The 17,288-nt window shown below is 47.7% G+C and carries 15 protein-coding genes; 4 read left to right on the top strand and 11 right to left on the bottom strand.

What is annotated here, in order from left to right:
* Positions 1 to 9 precede the first annotated feature (9 nt).
* Together GRF59_RS01560 and GRF59_RS01555 are read left to right on the top strand one after the other, a co-directional pair.
* Positions 10 to 1,953 carry a tetratricopeptide repeat protein gene (locus GRF59_RS01560; RefSeq protein WP_160495917.1) on the top strand — a complete coding sequence of 648 codons (1,944 nt, stop codon included), beginning with the start codon at positions 10 to 12 and terminating at the stop codon, positions 1,951 to 1,953.
* A 24-nt stretch (positions 1,954 to 1,977) separates the two neighbouring features.
* Positions 1,978 to 3,036: a glycosyltransferase gene (locus GRF59_RS01555; RefSeq protein WP_160495916.1), complete on the top strand. Its 1,059-nt coding sequence runs from the start codon at positions 1,978 to 1,980 to the stop codon at positions 3,034 to 3,036.
* Between the two features lie 36 nt (positions 3,037 to 3,072).
* On the opposite strand, the gene GRF59_RS01550 is transcribed toward GRF59_RS01555, so the two are convergent.
* Genes GRF59_RS01550 through GRF59_RS01535 form a run of 4 tightly spaced genes read right to left on the bottom strand, consistent with a single transcriptional unit; the run spans position 3,073 to position 6,880 of the window.
* On the bottom strand, positions 3,073 to 3,840 hold the full coding sequence (locus tag GRF59_RS01550) for a class I SAM-dependent methyltransferase (RefSeq protein ID WP_341479991.1): 768 nt from the start codon (positions 3,838 to 3,840) through the stop codon (positions 3,073 to 3,075).
* Between the two features lie 7 nt (positions 3,841 to 3,847).
* Positions 3,848 to 4,978, bottom strand: coding sequence for a glycosyltransferase family 4 protein (locus tag GRF59_RS01545; RefSeq protein WP_160495914.1), 1,131 nt, complete (start codon positions 4,976 to 4,978; stop codon positions 3,848 to 3,850).
* Positions 4,975 to 5,715 carry a glycosyltransferase gene (locus tag GRF59_RS01540; RefSeq protein ID WP_160495913.1) on the bottom strand — a complete coding sequence of 247 codons (741 nt, stop codon included), beginning with the start codon at positions 5,713 to 5,715 and terminating at the stop codon, positions 4,975 to 4,977. The genes GRF59_RS01545 and GRF59_RS01540 overlap by 4 nt, the downstream gene beginning before the upstream one ends.
* Positions 5,699 to 6,880: a hypothetical protein gene (locus tag GRF59_RS01535; RefSeq protein WP_160495912.1), complete on the bottom strand. Its 1,182-nt coding sequence runs from the start codon at positions 6,878 to 6,880 to the stop codon at positions 5,699 to 5,701. Before GRF59_RS01535 ends, GRF59_RS01540 begins: the two co-directional genes overlap by 17 nt.
* Before the next feature lie 183 nt (positions 6,881 to 7,063).
* On the opposite strand from GRF59_RS01535, the gene GRF59_RS01530 reads away from it, so the two are divergent.
* On the top strand, positions 7,064 to 7,855 hold the full coding sequence (locus GRF59_RS01530) for a hypothetical protein (protein ID WP_160495911.1): 792 nt from the start codon (positions 7,064 to 7,066) through the stop codon (positions 7,853 to 7,855).
* An 87-nt stretch (positions 7,856 to 7,942) separates the two neighbouring features.
* On the opposite strand, the gene GRF59_RS01525 is transcribed toward GRF59_RS01530, so the two are convergent.
* The 7 genes from GRF59_RS01525 to pdhA all read right to left on the bottom strand — a co-directional run bounded on the left by GRF59_RS01525 (position 7,943) and on the right by pdhA (position 16,159).
* Positions 7,943 to 9,430, bottom strand: a complete 1,488-nt coding sequence (locus tag GRF59_RS01525) for a glutamate synthase subunit beta (RefSeq protein ID WP_160495910.1) — start codon at positions 9,428 to 9,430, stop codon at positions 7,943 to 7,945.
* A 169-nt stretch (positions 9,431 to 9,599) separates the two neighbouring features.
* Positions 9,600 to 10,085, bottom strand: a complete 486-nt coding sequence (locus GRF59_RS01520) for a dihydrofolate reductase (protein ID WP_160495909.1) — start codon at positions 10,083 to 10,085, stop codon at positions 9,600 to 9,602.
* A gap of 41 nt (positions 10,086 to 10,126) precedes the next feature.
* Positions 10,127 to 10,921, bottom strand: a complete 795-nt coding sequence (gene thyA, locus GRF59_RS01515; RefSeq protein WP_160495908.1) for a thymidylate synthase — start codon at positions 10,919 to 10,921, stop codon at positions 10,127 to 10,129.
* A gap of 344 nt (positions 10,922 to 11,265) precedes the next feature.
* Complete coding sequence (gene lpdA / locus GRF59_RS01510; RefSeq protein WP_160495907.1) at positions 11,266 to 12,687, bottom strand: dihydrolipoyl dehydrogenase; 1,422 nt, start codon at positions 12,685 to 12,687, stop codon at positions 11,266 to 11,268.
* Between the two features lie 3 nt (positions 12,688 to 12,690).
* Positions 12,691 to 14,016, bottom strand: coding sequence for a 2-oxo acid dehydrogenase subunit E2 (locus GRF59_RS01505; RefSeq protein ID WP_160495906.1), 1,326 nt, complete (start codon positions 14,014 to 14,016; stop codon positions 12,691 to 12,693).
* 32 nt (positions 14,017 to 14,048) lie between these two features.
* Positions 14,049 to 15,029: an alpha-ketoacid dehydrogenase subunit beta gene (locus tag GRF59_RS01500; protein WP_160495905.1), complete on the bottom strand. Its 981-nt coding sequence runs from the start codon at positions 15,027 to 15,029 to the stop codon at positions 14,049 to 14,051.
* A gap of 62 nt (positions 15,030 to 15,091) precedes the next feature.
* Positions 15,092 to 16,159 (bottom strand): pyruvate dehydrogenase (acetyl-transferring) E1 component subunit alpha, encoded by a 1,068-nt coding sequence (pdhA, locus tag GRF59_RS01495; protein WP_160495904.1) that lies wholly within the window; start codon positions 16,157 to 16,159, stop codon positions 15,092 to 15,094.
* Between the two features lie 256 nt (positions 16,160 to 16,415).
* Here pdhA and GRF59_RS01490 point away from each other — a divergent pair, with 256 nt between their 5' ends.
* Positions 16,416 to 17,147 (top strand): alpha/beta hydrolase, encoded by a 732-nt coding sequence (locus tag GRF59_RS01490; RefSeq protein ID WP_160495903.1) that lies wholly within the window; start codon positions 16,416 to 16,418, stop codon positions 17,145 to 17,147.
* Positions 17,148 to 17,288: the final 141 nt, after the last annotated feature.

Genomic DNA, 17,288 nt, shown 5'->3' with positions numbered 1-17,288 from the left:
GCGCACATCATGCCGCCCCAAGATATATCGCTTTGCATGATTGTTAAAGATGAAGCAGAACATCTGGATAAATGCCTCCGTTCCGTGCGGGATTGGGTTTCTGAAATCATTATCGGGGACACGGGTTCCTCGGATCAGACCCGCTCCATAGCCATGAAACATGGTGCCCGCGTCATTGATTTAGAGTGGAATAACCATTTTGCCGAAGCGAGAAATCGCGTTTTGGATATGGCCACTTGTTCCTGGATTCTGGTTCTTGATGCCGATGAAGAAGCCGATGGGTGGGATTCAGACGCGTTGCACAAATTGCTGGTACATGAAGACAACATCGCCGGCTTTTTTATCCCCGTCATCAGTTACTATGGAACCTTATCCGAAGATTCTTTTTTTTCGGATTACGTTTGCCGGTTATTCCGCAACCATCCGAGCATCCGTTTCCGTGGCCCCATTCATGAAAACATTGCTGAAAGCATTCTTGAGCTTACCGACCATCCTATTCCGTATGCTCCATTCCCTATTAAGCACTACGGCTACTTACATTCAGAAATAGATCGGAAAAACAAACATTCACGCAATCTCGGGCTTATTCAAGCCTCCCTGCAAGCCGATCCATTGAACGTTCAGCTTCGGTATGCCTTGGGAGCGGAGTATTATCAGTCTGGCCGATATGAGGAATCGCTCCAGCATTTACTCCCCGTACTAGAACAAGATCCTGAATCCGGCATGATATCCGACGTTTACCTAAAAGCGGCATATGCCCTTCATATGACGGGACAACATGAATTAGCCGACGTCATCACCGAACAAGGGATAAAAAAGTATCCGGGGTTCACGGATTTATTGGAGTTCAAAGGCATATTGCTTACGCAGAAAGAAGACTACGACCAAGCCTATCGCTGGATGCTCCTAGCCTCTATCCAAGGAACAGCTCAGCCCATGTATTCCACCACATCCGGATGCGGCACATACCGCACCTCATGGCTCTCCGGCAGGCTTTCAGAGAAAATGCTGCATGCAGAGCGCGCGCTCTTGCATTACCAGCATGCTTTATTTCTCAAGAATGATTACATGCCAGCTTGGACGGATGCACTGCATTGCTCCCTCCTACTCGGAAAATCGCATCCCCTACCGGATTGGATCATCCCAAGTAGAACCTCTATGTTGCCAAAACAGCTGGACCTCCTTATTCCCGCTGCCTTAAATACAGGTAATGGGGAATGGCTGGAGTTCATCGCCAAGTCATCTTCACTTCCCGAACAACGGCAGCTTTGGATTATGCTTATGCGGAGATATGCATCAGAACCAGGCAAGCGCTTATATTCGGAGCTCGTGGCTTCCTCGGCCGGCCCCACCGATACCAATGACCCCTTCTGGTTATCCTATCGATGGTCTGCTGCCTGGAAATCGCAGGATCTGGATGATGCAGATCATGAGGCGGAAAGGCTGCAGCTGATCCATTCACCGCTAGCATCGATACATGCATATCTGACCGGCCGAGATAAGGAACTCCCTTCGGAAAAAGATTGTTCTAATGCGCTTCAGCTCCTGCTCCAGAGCCAGGCTTATCCACAGGTCCTTCAGCTGCTTGCCGGTTTATTTAAACAGTCATCGGTTCCGTCACTACCTGTTTCCGTCATTGCCGGTTTGCTGAATGCACCTGTTCAAATTCTCCAAGTAGGGTGCTTAAACTGGGTACAGTCCTTTTTCAATGAAAAACAGCGAGTCCCAGTCCTTGAGGAAATTTTGTTATTCGCAAGTCTTGCCGAACGATGTTCTTCTTCAGCCTGCCTGAATGCTGCAGCGCAATGGCTCGACAGCTATTCCACCAACCCATATGCTCTTGCCGCTAAAGCAGTCTGTCTGACTGAAGACGTAAGGCTCCAACATGTTATCCCTATCCAATCTTCCGTCCGCTTGCCGCTGTTGCTTCGAGCTGCCACGATGAGAATCTAATACTCCAATAAGGAGGGTCAAATGATGACGGAACCGTTAACCATGCCGCCTATTCTCTATCTCCCCTGCTTCGATTACCAGGTACACCGCCAGCGGCCTCAGCAGTTGCTTTATCACCTGAGTCTGCTTGGTTTTAACGTGATATACTGTAATGTTACGCAAGACCGAGAACATCCATTTGTCATTCTGAACGATCATTTCGCGGTATGCCAGGATACGGAGGCTTTGGACCTTGGCCGTCCCTATGTCATGTGGCTTACACATGGTCCCTATGTCGATAGTCTTCCAGGCTTTAACGCCAGTCTGATTATCTCCGACCTGGCCGACACAACTGAAGAGGAATTTGCTCCTTTTGCCGTATGGGAAGACCGGAAAATCCAAGCTGCGGACATCGTGCTCTGCGCTTCTCGCATCATTTACGAAACAACGGCCCCAAAACATCCACAAGTACATCTGGTCCGCAACGCGGCGGATTACGCCCATTTCGCTCAAGCCGTACAGAAAACGCCTCTTCCGATTCCGGATGAAAAAGATCAGCAGTTATGCCGCGCTACAGAGCCCATCATCGGCTTCTGGGGTGCAGTCGCTTCCTGGCTGGATTATTCATTAATCCGCATGATTGCAGCAGAGCGACCTCAGTATACCTTTATCTTTATTGGTCAAATCACTTGTCATGGGCCTGATTCACTGTCTGACCTCCCTAATGTCCATTGGCTTGGCAACAGGGACTACGAGAGCCTGCCTTGGTTCGCCAGTCATTTCGACGCAGCTATCATTCCGTTTGAGATAAGAAAGGTTACGAATGCAGCGAATCCGGTTAAAATGTACGAATACATGGCCGCAGGACTGCCCGTGATCAGCACCGATTTACCTGAAGTCCGATTGCAGAAACATGTCCGAATCGGCCGTTCTCCTGCCCAATTTCTCAGGCATCTGGATGAAGCACTTCTTCAAGACCGTTCCCCCGAATTGATTCAAGCAAGGCAAGCGACGGCACAAGAGGAAAGCTGGACTCAACGCGCAGAGTTCATTAAGGAGCGTATTATTGAAACATTTTTGAGGAAATACGAAAGCTCCGATTAGAAGGAACTTCCCTTCCACCGGAGCTTCATCGTGTTTCTAGATTATAATCCCATGAGTCAGCAGCAAATAGCCTGGAAACAACCGCCGCTCCTCCATTTCCAGGCTTGCATACCATTGTCTCAACCCGCTTTTTACATGAAGTCCGTCCGGGATGAAATCAAGGAAATCCAAGCTCTCCAAAAAACCGATACACCGTTCTTCACTCATCTGTATCCCGGCTTTACCAAAAGCATCCTTTAACGACTCCACTGGCATTTCAACGCCATATGGCCATGTGCCCGATTGCTCTGCAAAGGCTTTGCCCATCCGGTAAGGCAAACAACCGCTGTATGGGACAAGAACGACGATCTGTCCACCTGGTTTAGTAATCCGGGCCATTTCCCGCAATATATTCACCTTTTCTTCATTTGAAAAATGCTCCAAAACTCCGGCATTCCAGCAAACTTCATACGCATTTTCTTCTAGCGGCATCGAACGAATGTCCGACCTTACAAACTGGGCCATTCTATTTTTCATCCTAAAGGCCAGCTTGGATTGATCCAGTGCCTGTTTCGCATAATCAACCAGCGTAACCTCCGCTCCTTCCATCGCCAGCCGAAGCGATATTTTTCCTGTACCGGATCCCGCTTCTACGATTCGTTTTCCATCGAATGAGCCGATTGTCTCCCGCAACGCATTGAATACGAGCTCACTTAATGAATCCCATCGATAAGATACGTCTTTACTCCACAACTTCTCCCAAACCTGCTTCTGATCCTCTTCATGGTCTCTTCCGATAGTCTCTGCATCCCTTTTAATGTCCACGATCGGTTCAAACCTCCTGTTCCAGGTAGGAGCACAGTATTTCTTTCCACTTCTCTCTCCAAATTCGAATATCAAAAGCGTGGGCGACGGCCCGTGCATTGGCTCCTACATAATGGCGCAGCTCGGAGTTCTCCACCAAACTTGCTATGCATTCATACAGCTTTTCCTCGGTAGGAGCTACGGTAAAACCGTTATATCCATTTATGATGAGATCATTGAGTCCGCCGACATTACCTGCCACGACAGGCAGACCACAGCTCATGGCTTCGAGACAGGAATAAGAGGTCCCTTCCGAAAAAACAGTAGGAATTACAGCGATATCCGCCTTTTGATATGCCTCATTCATTTCCTGAAAGGTATAACATCGGTGTATGATCCGGTCTCTGTCAGGACTGCTGTCCATCCATTGCCGGAACGCTTTGGTGATCAAGTTGTTATTTATGACTTCGCCGGCAAATTCGATGTGAACCTGAGGGTAATTTTGCAGCAGCCGATCTGCCACCAGCATCATCGGAATGATCCCCCGTTCAAGACTGACGCGCCGCGGATAGACGATGCGGATAGTTTCTTCCTTGCGCTGAAGCCCTCTCCATCTGGTTCCGGGCGTATACCACGCGGTATCCACCGCATTAGGAAGCAGCACAATTTGGTCCGGGTCCGGATATTGGCAAACCGCTCGACAGAAAGTCAGAAAATGAGAATCGACCGATACAATTCTTTTCAAATGCCCGAGAGCATGCTGTATATTTCGCCCGACCTCCGCTTTGTGTTCAGCCGATGCTGCGTGATAATCCCAGTTGATTCCATGACATATTCCCAGGCTTCCCGCCTTATATTCTATGGCTTCCCAAATAAAGCTGGAGTAAATGATCGGCCCCTTTGCCTCTATGGTCATCCGGTTAAAGACCTCAATACTGTCCCTGTGATTGCAGTCATAGCCATGCACTCGAATGAATCCGATTTCCTTCTCGAAATCGCCGCAATAAGAGAGCTGATATATGACAGGCTTCCAGCCCAGCTCTGCAATCATCCCGCATATTTCATGCAAATACCGCTCCAACCCGCCGCCATAAATGCGATCGATATTGCCATTATAAGCATCCAAGAAGCTGTGGGTTAATATGCTGACTTCATTCATAGGCCTTCCTCTTTCCACTCCACCAGCGTTGGATGCTCATCCAGAATTGACCGATACTGCTGTATGTCCCCCCAAATCCCATCCGGATCACGCTGCATGTAGCGTTCATATTTCTGCTTCAGCTTATCGCGGCCGACAGCCCAGCCATAATGCTTAACCCTCAGTTCAGCCAAAAAACCCGGCAGTGCGGCATAACTTAATGGCAGTCTGGGCACATGATGATCCATCTTCGGATAAAAGTAATAATAGCCCGGAATGTAGCGTACGAGCGTGCGCGTGTGCCTACGGTGTATATGCCAATGCTCATCTTCGCGGTAATGGGTTCTACCTCCCCAAAAGTCAAAAAGCCGGAATCCTACCCAGTCGAACTGATCCTGATCCAGCAGTTCTCTCATATGCTCCTTGGCTCTATCTTCATAGATTTCATCCGCATCCACGGACAAGATCCAATCCGGATCGGTCGAGCAGGCGAGCTCCCAGAGCTGCTTGCGCAGCAGCCACTCCTTATTGAATTGGGAATTCGGAAGAGTCAGGAGATGAGCGACCTTGGGGAACTTCCTGCAGATCTTCGCAGTACCATCGACGCTGGCATCATCCACGATAACAATATCATCTACGAAGGAGCTCAGATCGCCCAATACCTGCTCCAGCATTCCTCCCTCTTCGTCGCGTACCTGCATGATGGCAGTGAGCCGGTTGCCCCGGCTCTTACGAAGTTTATTAAGATCCAGATCCATGATTTAACCTCTCCTTCAACCGGTGACATGCCTGCTCCAGCAGATCCGTCTCTGCGAATGTCGCCAGGACATTCCAATCCTTCATTGAAGCCCTAAGCAGATCCAACGTCGCCTCATGCTTCTGGTTATGGGACCATAACAGTGTTGCCCGAACCTGTTCCCGTGAAATACCATTCCTATAGGGAAGTTGAAGGCGTTCCATCTTTTCCAGCCCTTTGGTCCACATCCATTGATCAAGATACAAATCAGCAAGCAAAAGATCTGCCTCTTCCGATCCATCCTCTTCACCGGCATCTGCGGCTCTTCTGTAATCATCATTGACAAGATATAGCTCGGCTTTCAGCAGCTCAAGCCTGTCCTCGGCCGCCCATTTTTCCATTCGCGCGATGATCTCTTTTTCATGTGGCAGTACAGCAGTAATTGCATAAGTATATACCGCTCTTTCCAGATCTCCCTGCTGAGTCTGTATAGCCGAAAAAAAACGATAATGCGAATGCAGACTTCCGTTACTACGTTCCCGTAGAAGCACCATTTCGAACGCTTCTCTTAGAGCCTCGTCCGCTTCTGCTCTCCCCAAAAAATACAAATACGATGCAGCAAGATATCGGATCGTCTCATGAACTCCCACCTGAGCATCCAGTCTAGAATATGCATGCAATCTCTGTTCCCACTGTTTCATCATTAAAGGTTCCATAGAATGATCCTGGTTCATGTATCTCATAAACAATCGCAGCAACGCATGGTTCTCTTCCGTATGCTCATGTCCGCTATCCCACCAGTAGACATTCCTTCTGCGCAGGCATTGCTCTAAATACGTTTTTTCCGCAATTGTGATCACGAGATTCGCCGCTTCTGCCAGTAAACCGCTGTATTTATCCCATAACTGACGGTCTTCGTTGATGGGACAAGGTTCCATGATAAAAACCACATTTCGGAATCCGCCGCCGAGCGCCTGCTGAATCCAGAAAGGTGAACAAACGATGGCAGTTTGCTCGCTACATTCAGGCATATTCAGAACTTGCAAATTTGCAAAACGAATATTTAATGTCCCTTGCTCCGTACCTTTTCCCATAAAAATAACTTCCTCTGCATCCGGCATATGCCGCAGCAGATCTTTGTATATGAAATCTTCCCAAGGCAGATTACCCCATACCACGTATTTCATAGGGACACTCCCGACACACATATTTTCCGTCATTCATGATATGCGGAGACAAGGATCAAAGTGAATCGGTGCAAGATAGCCTTTTTATTGCTTCAGCCCTCAAAGCTTTATTTTTATTTCATATATTGAAAAATAAAGCATGTTACGCTGCAGTCCTCACTTTAAATGTTAAGGAGGGATTTTATGCCGGTACTTACAACGGAGGTCGTAGCCAATGTCCCGCAAACGGAAGGACGTCGCTATTCTCAGTATTCGATCATTCTGGTTAATAATAGCGGTTATTCTGCGAACGTATACCTTGTAGGATTCAGTGTTGCCGGAGCTAAGGACATATTTGCCCAAGAAACGTTCACGATGCCTCCGAATGGGGTTAGCATATTCAATTACCCCGCATTAATCGACTTCGCCCAATTTATCTTTTACGAATCCATGAACAGAGTGACGGTCCAGATGTTTGCGATCAACGAAAATAACGATTACATCGATATACCTATCTCTCCATCGGTTGCTCGCCGGATTACGTCCGATTTTAGAGAAAATATCCTACTTACGGCTGCTGAACAGGCTGTGCTCAGTTACCGCAGAGTCCCAAGCTTCACTCTTCCGGAACAGTTTGGAGCAGCTCTTTATGCACAAGGTGTCGAGATTATTTCATCGCTTCCCGTCCGTTACCGAATCATCCAGGGTGGAACGATCGACGGTTCATTTCAGTTTTTTCCGACCCCAACGACAGCCATCCCAGCAGATCATACCGCATTACAGGTTAACTTTACTTGTACTACTGTCATTGGTGGCGAAGTCGTATTTGAAGGACAAACATACGGCGCATCGGAAGCTTATTTCAATGCGATCATTCCTTTTGAAGACAATACACTGGCTAATTTACCGGAGGAACAGCCCTTAACCCTTGTGGTGAGCGCAATGGACGGTCCCGATCAGATTTTCGTTACATTCCGGATGCTCGAAGAATGGTAAGAAACCATCGAAGTTTATTTAAAGCTAGATAACAAAAAAAAGACCTCCCTTATATCGGGAAGTCTTCATCATTTTGTATGCGTTGCGTTAAACGAGAACGGTGGAACCCATCAAATATTTATCTACTTCACGTGCCGCCTGACGTCCTTCGTTAATTGCCCAAACGACAAGGCTTTGGCCGCGGCGCATATCTCCGGCAGCAAACACTTTATCCACATTCGTCTGATACTTACCATAAGGAGCCTTCACGTTGGATCGGCGATCCGTTTCGAGTCCAAGCTGATTAACGATCGTTTGCTCCGGTCCGTCGAAACCAATGGCAATCAGAGCCATTTGCGCGTTGAATACCTTTTCCGTTCCTGGAACGGGCTGATAGATTTTACGTCCGGTCTCATCAACGATCCGTCGGATTTGCACCGTATGGAGTTCCTTGAGATTGCCTTCCTCATCCCCGACAAATTTTGTCGTCATGATGGAGAACTCGCGCGGATCCTTGCCGTACAGCGCTTTAGCCTCTTCTTGTGCATAATCAAGTGTATATACGTTAGGAAACTGCGGCCATGGATTATTAATCGGATCACGCTCAAGCGGAGCCATATCATGTGTACCGAACTGCGTTACGCTGCTGCATCCGTGACGTAGCGCCGTGGCCACACAGTCGGATCCGGTATCCCCGCCGCCAATGACGATGACGTCCTTACCTTCTGCGGAAATATATTGACCGTCAGACAGCCCGGAATCCAGCAAACTCTTGATGGTTCCATTCAGGTACGTCATGGCGTAATGTACGCCTTTCAAACCGCTGCCCTCAATGTTAAATTCACGAGGTTTGGTTGCTCCTCCGCAGAGTACAACGGCGTCGTAATCGTCTACCAGCTGCTCAGAGGAAATATCCTTACCGATTTCAGTGTTGGTAACAAAGCGGATGCCTTCGGCAGCGAGCAGATCTACACGACGCTGAACCACGTCTTTTTCCAGCTTCATGGACGGGATGCCATACATCAGCAGTCCGCCGATTCGGTCGGAACGTTCATACACCGTCACCGTATGACCTGCTTTATTCAACTGGGCAGCGGTAGCAAGACCTGCAGGTCCAGAGCCAACCACGGCAACGCGCTTGCCCGTACGTTTCTCAGGCGGATTCGGAACCACCCATCCTTCTTCGAATCCTTTATCAATAATCGCCTGTTCAATCGTCTTGATGGTTACCGGCTGACCGATCAGGCCCACCGTACAAGAGCCTTCACAAGGAGCCGGGCAAATGCGGCCCGTAAATTCCGGAAAATTATTCGTTTTGTGAAGGCGTTCCAGAGCTTCACTCCATAACCCGCGATATATCAAGTTGTTCCATTCCGGAATCAGGTTGTTTACCGGGCATCCGGAGGTTCCCCCTGCCATGTCAATCCCCGTGTGGCAGTAAGGTGTGCCGCAATCCATACATCGTGCTCCCTGAGTACGCAGTTCTTCTTCAGACAAATGCTTATGGAATTCTTCCCAGTCTTTTATACGTTCAGCCGGTTCGCGATCAGCCGGCAGTTGACGGCTGTATTCCATAAAACCTGTTGGTGTAGACATGACGTGTTCCCCCATCCGTTCTTTTCCTGTTGATTCTATCAAATAACGACGCAGGTGATATTTCAATTATAGTATCATCTCAATCTTTGAATATTAAATGGATTATCCGAATAATTATTTGTATTATTTGACACGATGTTAACATTCGGATGGAAACTATTCGCATATTCTACACGCGGACATACGTACAAAAACGGTAATTGTATGGATTTTTCTCGTCGCGGATTCCTTGTACTTCCTGAACACATTTCCACTCGGCTTCATTGATTTCCGGAAAGAAGGTGTCACCTTCAAATGATTCCTCAATTTCCGTAACCAAAAGACGGTCGGCATGCGGAAGGAGCGTCCGATAAATTTCCGAGCCGCCAATAACCATCAATTCTTCTTCGACTCCAAGCTTCAGAGCCTCATCTATGGTATGGATAATCTGGGCGCCAGGTGCTGAATAGTCGGGATCGCGTGTCAGAATGATGTTCGTGCGCCCCGGCAGCGGTTTTCCGCCAAAGGATTCCCACGTCTTACGTCCCATCAGAACTTTCTTGCCTATGGTTTGCTCTTTGAAGAAGGCCATGTCCCGAGGCAGGCGCCAAGGAAGCGCATTATTTCGCCCTATCACCCTGTTCTCCCCCATAGCCCATATAAACGTCATACTCAAGCGCCTCAACTCCTTGATTAGGATTGGTATATACTTTGCCGTTACACGGCTACCGGCGCTTTAATGCCCGGATGATGCTTATAATTAGCGAATTCAAAATCTTCAAATGTATAATCGAAAATGGAATCCGGTTTGCGTTTGATCACGAGTTCCGGAAGCTCATATGGTTCGCGTTCAAGCTGCGTCTTCACCTGCTCCAGATGATTCGAATAAATATGCACATCTCCACCCGACCAAACAAACTCACCTGGTTCAAGTCCGCATTGCTGCGCTACCATATGCGTCAGAAGGGCGTAGCTGGCAATATTGAACGGCAACCCGAGGAATGTGTCTACCGACCGCATGGTGAGCATACAAGACAGCTTGCCGCCCGCTACATAGAACTGGAACACAAAATGGCAAGGAGGGAGCTTCATCTCTTCAATCTCTGCTACATTCCAAGCGCTGACGATATGTCTGCGGGAATCCGGGTTGTTTTTAATAGACTCAATCACATTGGCAATCTGATCGATATGCGTCCCGTCCGGCGATTCCCAGTTCCTCCACTGTGAGCCGTACACCGGCCCCAAGTCTCCGTTCTCATCGGCCCATTCATCCCAGATCGATACACCATTCTCCTTCAAGTAACGAATATTCGTATCACCGCTAAGAAACCACAGCAGCTCATGGACGACTGATTTGATATGAACCCGTTTCGTTGTCAGCAAAGGAAAACCCTTCGAGAGATCAAATCTCAGCTGTCTTCCGAAAACAGATAACGTGCCTGTTCCGGTTCGATCTTCTTTTGGAGTCCCATTTTCCAAGATGTCTTCAAGTAATTCCAGGTAATTTCGCATGTTTCGTCCACCCTCTCGTTTCCCGTAACTTTCTTTCTAGTTGAATCGAAATAAAGAAAAGACGTCAAGTCCGTTCTTTTATCATCTCACTCTGTATTCTTTTTCATGAGATGCCTACCTTTGATTTAGTGCGTTTTATATTAGTTTACCATGCTCCAAAGTCCTGAGAAATAGCAAATTAAAACCTTTCATATTCCTTTGGATTGCAAACAACGGATTTCGCTCGCAATTTTCCGTATATTTAACGCTCGAACTCAGCGATATAATCGGATAATTCAAAAAAAGAAAGAGCCCCGCTCTCGCAAGGCTCTTTCTTATCGATACTGTATATTGTGTTGAATGTATTATTTACGTGGTGCGATCACGTGAATTGGATTGCCAAGCGCAAGCTCAGCTGTTTCCATCACGATTTCGCCAAGCGTTGGATGCGCATGGATGGTTAGGGCGATATCTTCAAGAGTAGCACCCATTTCAATCGCAAGACCCAACTCAGCGATCAGGTTGGAAGCTTCGATACCTGCGATGTGGCAACCCAGAACCAGTTGAGTTTCTTCGTCGAAAATCAATTTCACGAATCCATCAGCATTGTTCAGGGAAAGCGCACGTCCGTTACCCGCAAACGGGAACTTCGCAGCTTTAGCTTTGTAGCCTTTTTCTTTGGCTTCTTTTTCCGTGTAGCCTACGCTTGCGCATTCAGGATCAACGAACGCAACGGCAGGAACTACTTTATAATCCACAACGGATGGATGGCCGGAGATGGCTTCTGCAGCCACTTTACCTTCGTAAGAAGCTTTATGTGCCAGTGCAGGACCCGCAACGATATCACCAATTGCGAAGATGTTTGGTTTGTTCGTACGACCTTGATGGTCTACTTTAACCAGACCGCGATCGGTCATTTCGATACCAACCAGATCCAAACCAAGGTCTCCGTCTGTATTCGGACGACGTCCAACCGTTACGAGCAGGTAGTCTGCAGTAACTTCTTTCGTTTCGCCGCCTACAGAATATTTAACCGTAACTTCTTTATCCGTTTGCTCAGCACTTTCGGCTTTTGCATTCGTGATAATTTCAACGCCGGTTTTGGTCATGCTCTTCACGACCAGCTTCGTCATGTCCGGATCAAATCCGTTCAGGATCGTATCCAATCCCTCGAGGATGGTTACTTTCGTGCCGAATTTGGAGAACATTTGACCCAGCTCTGCACCGATGTAGCCGCCGCCGATTACGACAAGGCTCTTCGGAATTTCAGGCAAGCTCAAAGCTTCTGTGGAAGACAAGATGCGTCCGCCAAACGGGAATGTTTTAAGCTCGATTGGACGGGAACCCGTCGCAATGATGCAATGTTTGAAACGGTAACGTGGGGATTCATGTTCGTTGAAGCAACGTGCTTCGTTTTCACTGATGAACATGCACTCGCCATTGAAGACTTCAACCTTGTTGCCTTTCAGAAGACCGGCAACGCCGCCAGTCAGCTTTTTAACAACGCTGTTTTTGAATTCTTGGGTTTTCGAGAAATCCACTTTTACATTTTCTGCAGTTACGCCGAATGCTTCGCCATGCTTAGCAGACTCATATTGATGAGCCGCAGCGATCAGAGCTTTGGAAGGAATACATCCGCGGTTCAAACACACGCCGCCAACTTCGGATTTGTCTACGATGAGAACCTTTTGACCCAGCTGTGCAGCACGGATTGCTGCAACATATCCACCAGGACCAGCACCAATTACTAATGTATCGATATCGAGAGAAGCGTCGCCTACTACCATATCTTACACCTCCATAACCAACAGCTCAGGATTATTGAGCAGTGATTTAATGTAATTCATAAAATGTTGTGCAGTTGCGCCATCGATGATGCGATGGTCAAAGCTCAAGGACAGGGCCATTACAGGAGCGGCAACAATTTCACCGTTCTTCACAACCGGTTTTTCGGAAATACGTCCGGTACCCAGAATCGCAACTTCTGGGAAGTTGATGATTGGAGTAAAGAACATACCGCCAGCGGAACCGATATTAGTAATGGAAATCGTGCTTCCCTTCATTTCGTTAGGGGAAAGCTTGCCATCACGGCCGCGTGCTGCCAGATCACGAATGCTGTCAGCAATCATCCAGATGCTCTTACGGTCGGCATCCTTGATAACCGGAACGATCAGACCGTTGTCTGTATCGGTTGCGATACCGATATTGTAGTATTTCTTGTAGACGATCTCGTTGTTTTCTTCGTCGATCATCGCGTTCAAGGCAGGGAATTGGCGGGAAGCCGCAACCAGAGCTTTGACGATGAAAGGCAGGTAAGTGATCTTGGTGCCTTTTTTCTCGGCGATTGGTTTCATGCGCGTACGGAATGCAACCAACTCGGTAACGTCTACTTCGTCCATGATGGTAACATGCGGCGCCGTGTATGCCGATTTAACCATGGCATTGGAGATCGCTTTACGAATACCTTTGAATGGAACGCGTTCTTCTTCAGCACGTGGATCCACGGCTGCGGAGGAAGATGCGGATGCTGCAGGAGCGGCTTTATCTTCGCTCTTCTCGGCAGCAGCCGGAGCAGATGCCTGGCCTCCGCCATTTTTGAAGGCTTCTACATCTTCTTTAGTTACTTTTCCGTTATTGCCGGATCCGTTTACTTGAGCGATGTCAACGCCTTGCTCGCGTGCAAATTTGCGAACGCTAGGAGTTGCGAGCACTTCTTTGTTTGGAGCTGCAGGAGCAGGTGCGTTTTCTCCGCCCTCTTTCGCAGCTTCAGGGCTGTTTTGCGCAGGAGAAGAAGTCGTGTCCGCACTGCCTTTAGCTGCGTCCGCTTCCTGGGAACCATGGTCACCCGCAGGTGCTTCCTGTTCAGGAACTTCGCCTTCTGCATCAATAATAGCAACGACTTCGCCGACGCGGCACACTTGTCCGTCCTTTGTCAGAACTTCCTGTACCGTACCGTTAACCGGGCAAGGAACTTCAACAACCGCCTTGTCGTTTTGTACTTCCATAATGATGTCGTCGTCTGTTACTTTATCGCCGGGTTTGATGTGCATTTTGATAATTTCGCCTTCATGCAAACCTTCCCCCAGCTCAGGGAATCGATATTCAAATTTTGCCACCTTTACTACCTCCTATCAAATGACTGCTTTTCTTAGAATTCCATGACTTTGTTGACTGCAGCAATTACGCGAGCCGGTGTTGGAAGCCATGTATCTTCGATTTGCGCGAATGGATAAACCGTATCCGGACCCGTCACGCGAAGAACAGGAGCTTCTAGATGCAAAATAGCCTTTTCGTTAATTTGAGCAATGATTTCTGCGGCTGCGCCGGAAGTTTTTTGCGCTTCTTGAACCACGATTGCACGGTTCGTTTTCTTGATGGAAGCCACAATCGTATCGATATCCAAAGGACTGAGCGTACGCAAGTCGATAACTTCGGCTTTGATTCCTTTAGATTTTTCAAGCTCTTCAGCAGCTTTTGTTGCTGTATGAACCATCATGCCGTAAGCAATAATCGTCACATCAGAACCTTCGCGTACCACGTTGGCTTTACCAAGCTCAACAACATAATCTTCTTCTGGTACTTCAGCGCGGAACGCATGGTACAAGTTCAGATGCTCCATGAAGAAAACAGGATCGTTGTCGCGGATAGCGGCAATCAGAAGGCCTTTGGCATCATAAGGATTCGAAGGCACTACCACTTTAATACCCGGAGTCTGGATCGCCAAACCTTCCAGGGAATCCGTGTGCAGCTCAGCTGCTTTTACGCCGCCGCCAAAAGGTGTACGGAACACGATTGGGGAATTGTAGCGACCGCCGGAACGGAAACGCATACGTGCTGCTTGAACGAACATTTGATCCAGAGCTTCATAAATAAATCCGACGAACTGAATTTCGGCTACAGGACGGAACCCTTGGATACCAAGACCTACAGCCATGCCGCCAATCGCGGATTCTGCAAGCGGAGTATCGAAAATGCGTTCCTCACCAAATTCTTTTTGCAGACCTTCCGTCGCACGGAACACGCCGCCGACATTACCTACGTCTTCACCAAACACAATGACGTTAGGGTCACGTTTCATCTCCACGCGCATTGCGTCGCGGATCGCTTCTTTCATATTCATTTGTGCCATTGCTTCATTTCCTCCTTAAACATTCACTGTTCACGTTGCTTAAGCAATACGTTTTATTCGATTTATTGGAAATCGGCTTTTTGTTCTTCCAAATGTTTCGGGGTTTGCTCGAACATGCTGTCGATCAGGCCTGGAACCGTCATCTTAGCTGTTTGTTCCGCTTTTTTGATCTCTTCGTTTACTTTCGCTTTGGCTTCATCTTTCACGCGGGCCGTGTCTTCTTCAGTCCACAAGCCTTTTTTCTCCAGATATTTAGCCATGCGGGTAATCGGATCTTTTTCGTTCCACTCGCCTTCTTCGTCCTTCGTACGATACTTGGTAGCATCATCCGACAGGGAGTGAGGACGGAAACGGTAAGTCACAGCTTCGATCAATGTAGCGCCTTCGCCTTTACGGGCAAGCTCTGCAGCTTCCTGAACAGCACTAATGACAGCAAGCACGTCCATACCGTCGATTTTCACACCGCGGATACCGGCTGCTACTGCTTTGTGAGCAATAGACAATGCTGCTGTTTGTTTAGCGAAAGGAGTTGTGATGGCATAGCCGTTATTTTGCACAAAGAAAATGACTGGCAGCTTGAAACGTCCAGCGTAGTTCAATCCTTCGTAGAAATCACCTTCCGAAGAACCGCCGTCGCCAGTGTATGTGATCGCAACTTGTTTTTGTTTTTTCAATTTAAAGCCCATAGCAATACCCATCGCATGCAGAATTTGCGCACCGATGATGATTTGCGGCATCAAAACGTTGACGCCTTCAGGGATCTGTCCACCATGCTGGTGACCACGGGAGTACAGGAACGCTTGGTACAATGGCAATCCATGCCATACGATTTGCGGCATGTCACGGTAGCCGGGACAAATGAAATCTTCTTTTTCCAGAGCGTATTCGCTGCCGACCATAGTTGCTTCTTGACCGGATACTGGAGCATAGAAACCAAGACGACCTTGACGGCCCAAATTTACAGCACGGTCATCCCAAGTACGTGTAAATACCATACGGTACATAATTTCTTTTAACTGTTCATCAGTAAGGTTAGGCATTTTATCTTTGTTAATGATTTCACCTTCGGGAGAGAGCACGGAAAGCGCTTCGACTTCCTCGGTATACACTTCATAAGGCACCTTGCTCATTATCTTCACCTCAACAAAAAAATTTGAATATCAAGTGCTGCTGTTATAGAATTATTATACACCTGTTTTATTCGATTCGTCAAAGCTATTGCGGAAAAATTTCGAAATAATCAAGCTTTGTATGTATAACAGCATGCAAAGTGTGGTATAACAGTAATCGAAAATTTGACAGGTTCGTGAACATTACCACAATATGGTTATCAAATGATAACGCTTTTTTCAGGGCGAAAAATCAACTGTGAGAAGGGTGAATGGGATGACGGATTCAAAATATTTGAAACGCACCATCAATAAGGAACAAATCGATAGTACATTTTTAAATGAAACACGAAACCTACGGGTATATCTCCCACCTGGTTATAATGAAATTTTAAGCTACCCGGTCGTCTATTGTCAGGATGGCGAGGAGTTTTTTAATTTTGGACGCATTGCGACGACTGCCAACCATTTAATTCTGGACGGTGAAGCAGAGCCATTCATAATCGTGGGCGTTGAAGTCGATACATCGGTACGCACCGAGGAATATGCTCCGTTTGGCAGCCGATTCGACGCTTATACCCGCTGCTTCGCAGAAGAGATTATTCCCTTCATTCAAGCCAAATATCCTGTACGCAGGGAAGCCTCCGAAAGGGTTCTTGCAGGCGACTCTCTTGGCGGGAGCGTATCGCTCCATCTGGCCATCCGATATCCTGACCTGTTCCAGCGCATTATTAGCCTGTCTGGAGCTTATTATCCGGCTTCTCAGGATATATATGAAGCACAGGATGACTTGTCCAAACTTGATGTATATATGATTGTCGGTCTCCAGGAAACCGCATTCGAGTCGGATCATGGAATCCATAACTTCGTCGAATTAAACCGTCAAACACGCGAACTCCTTCTGGACCGTGGCGCAAAAGTGGCGTATTCCGAGAAAGACGGCAAGCATATCTGGGGCTTCTGGCAAAAAGAGCTTCCAGATGCGCTTATGTACTTTTTACACGCCTGACCGTACTATAAACATATAAAGGTGAGCCCACTGACAAAACCCTGTATGCAAACTGCGCAGAAGAATGTCCTTGGTTCACCTTTTTGTTTTCAATAAAATGATTGCGTTTTCATTGTTTTTCCGAAAAAACGGCAATTAAGC

This window comes from Paenibacillus dendrobii, assembly GCF_009807035.1.
Classification (GTDB): Bacteria; Bacillota; Bacilli; order Paenibacillales; family Paenibacillaceae; genus Paenibacillus_AQ; species Paenibacillus_AQ dendrobii.
Note: the sequence above shows the minus strand (reverse complement) of the source record. Positions and strands in the feature narration are given on the sequence as shown.

Coding starts and splice junctions, on each gene's coding strand:
- GRF59_RS01560 (WP_160495917.1), top strand. CDS start 10: ATGCCGCCCCAAGATATATCGCTTTGCATGATTGTTAAAGATGAAGCA.
- GRF59_RS01555 (WP_160495916.1), top strand. CDS start 1,978: ATGACGGAACCGTTAACCATGCCGCCTATTCTCTATCTCCCCTGCTTC.
- GRF59_RS01545 (WP_160495914.1), bottom strand. CDS start 4,978: ATGAATGAAGTCAGCATATTAACCCACAGCTTCTTGGATGCTTATAAT.
- GRF59_RS01540 (WP_160495913.1), bottom strand. CDS start 5,715: ATGGATCTGGATCTTAATAAACTTCGTAAGAGCCGGGGCAACCGGCTC.
- GRF59_RS01535 (WP_160495912.1), bottom strand. CDS start 6,880: ATGAAATACGTGGTATGGGGTAATCTGCCTTGGGAAGATTTCATATAC.
- GRF59_RS01530 (WP_160495911.1), top strand. CDS start 7,064: ATGCCGGTACTTACAACGGAGGTCGTAGCCAATGTCCCGCAAACGGAA.
- GRF59_RS01525 (WP_160495910.1), bottom strand. CDS start 9,430: ATGTCTACACCAACAGGTTTTATGGAATACAGCCGTCAACTGCCGGCT.
- thyA (WP_160495908.1), bottom strand. CDS start 10,921: ATGCGAAATTACCTGGAATTACTTGAAGACATCTTGGAAAATGGGACT.
- lpdA (WP_160495907.1), bottom strand. CDS start 12,687: ATGGTAGTAGGCGACGCTTCTCTCGATATCGATACATTAGTAATTGGT.
- GRF59_RS01500 (WP_160495905.1), bottom strand. CDS start 15,029: ATGGCACAAATGAATATGAAAGAAGCGATCCGCGACGCAATGCGCGTG.
- pdhA (WP_160495904.1), bottom strand. CDS start 16,159: ATGAGCAAGGTGCCTTATGAAGTGTATACCGAGGAAGTCGAAGCGCTT.
- GRF59_RS01490 (WP_160495903.1), top strand. CDS start 16,416: ATGACGGATTCAAAATATTTGAAACGCACCATCAATAAGGAACAAATC.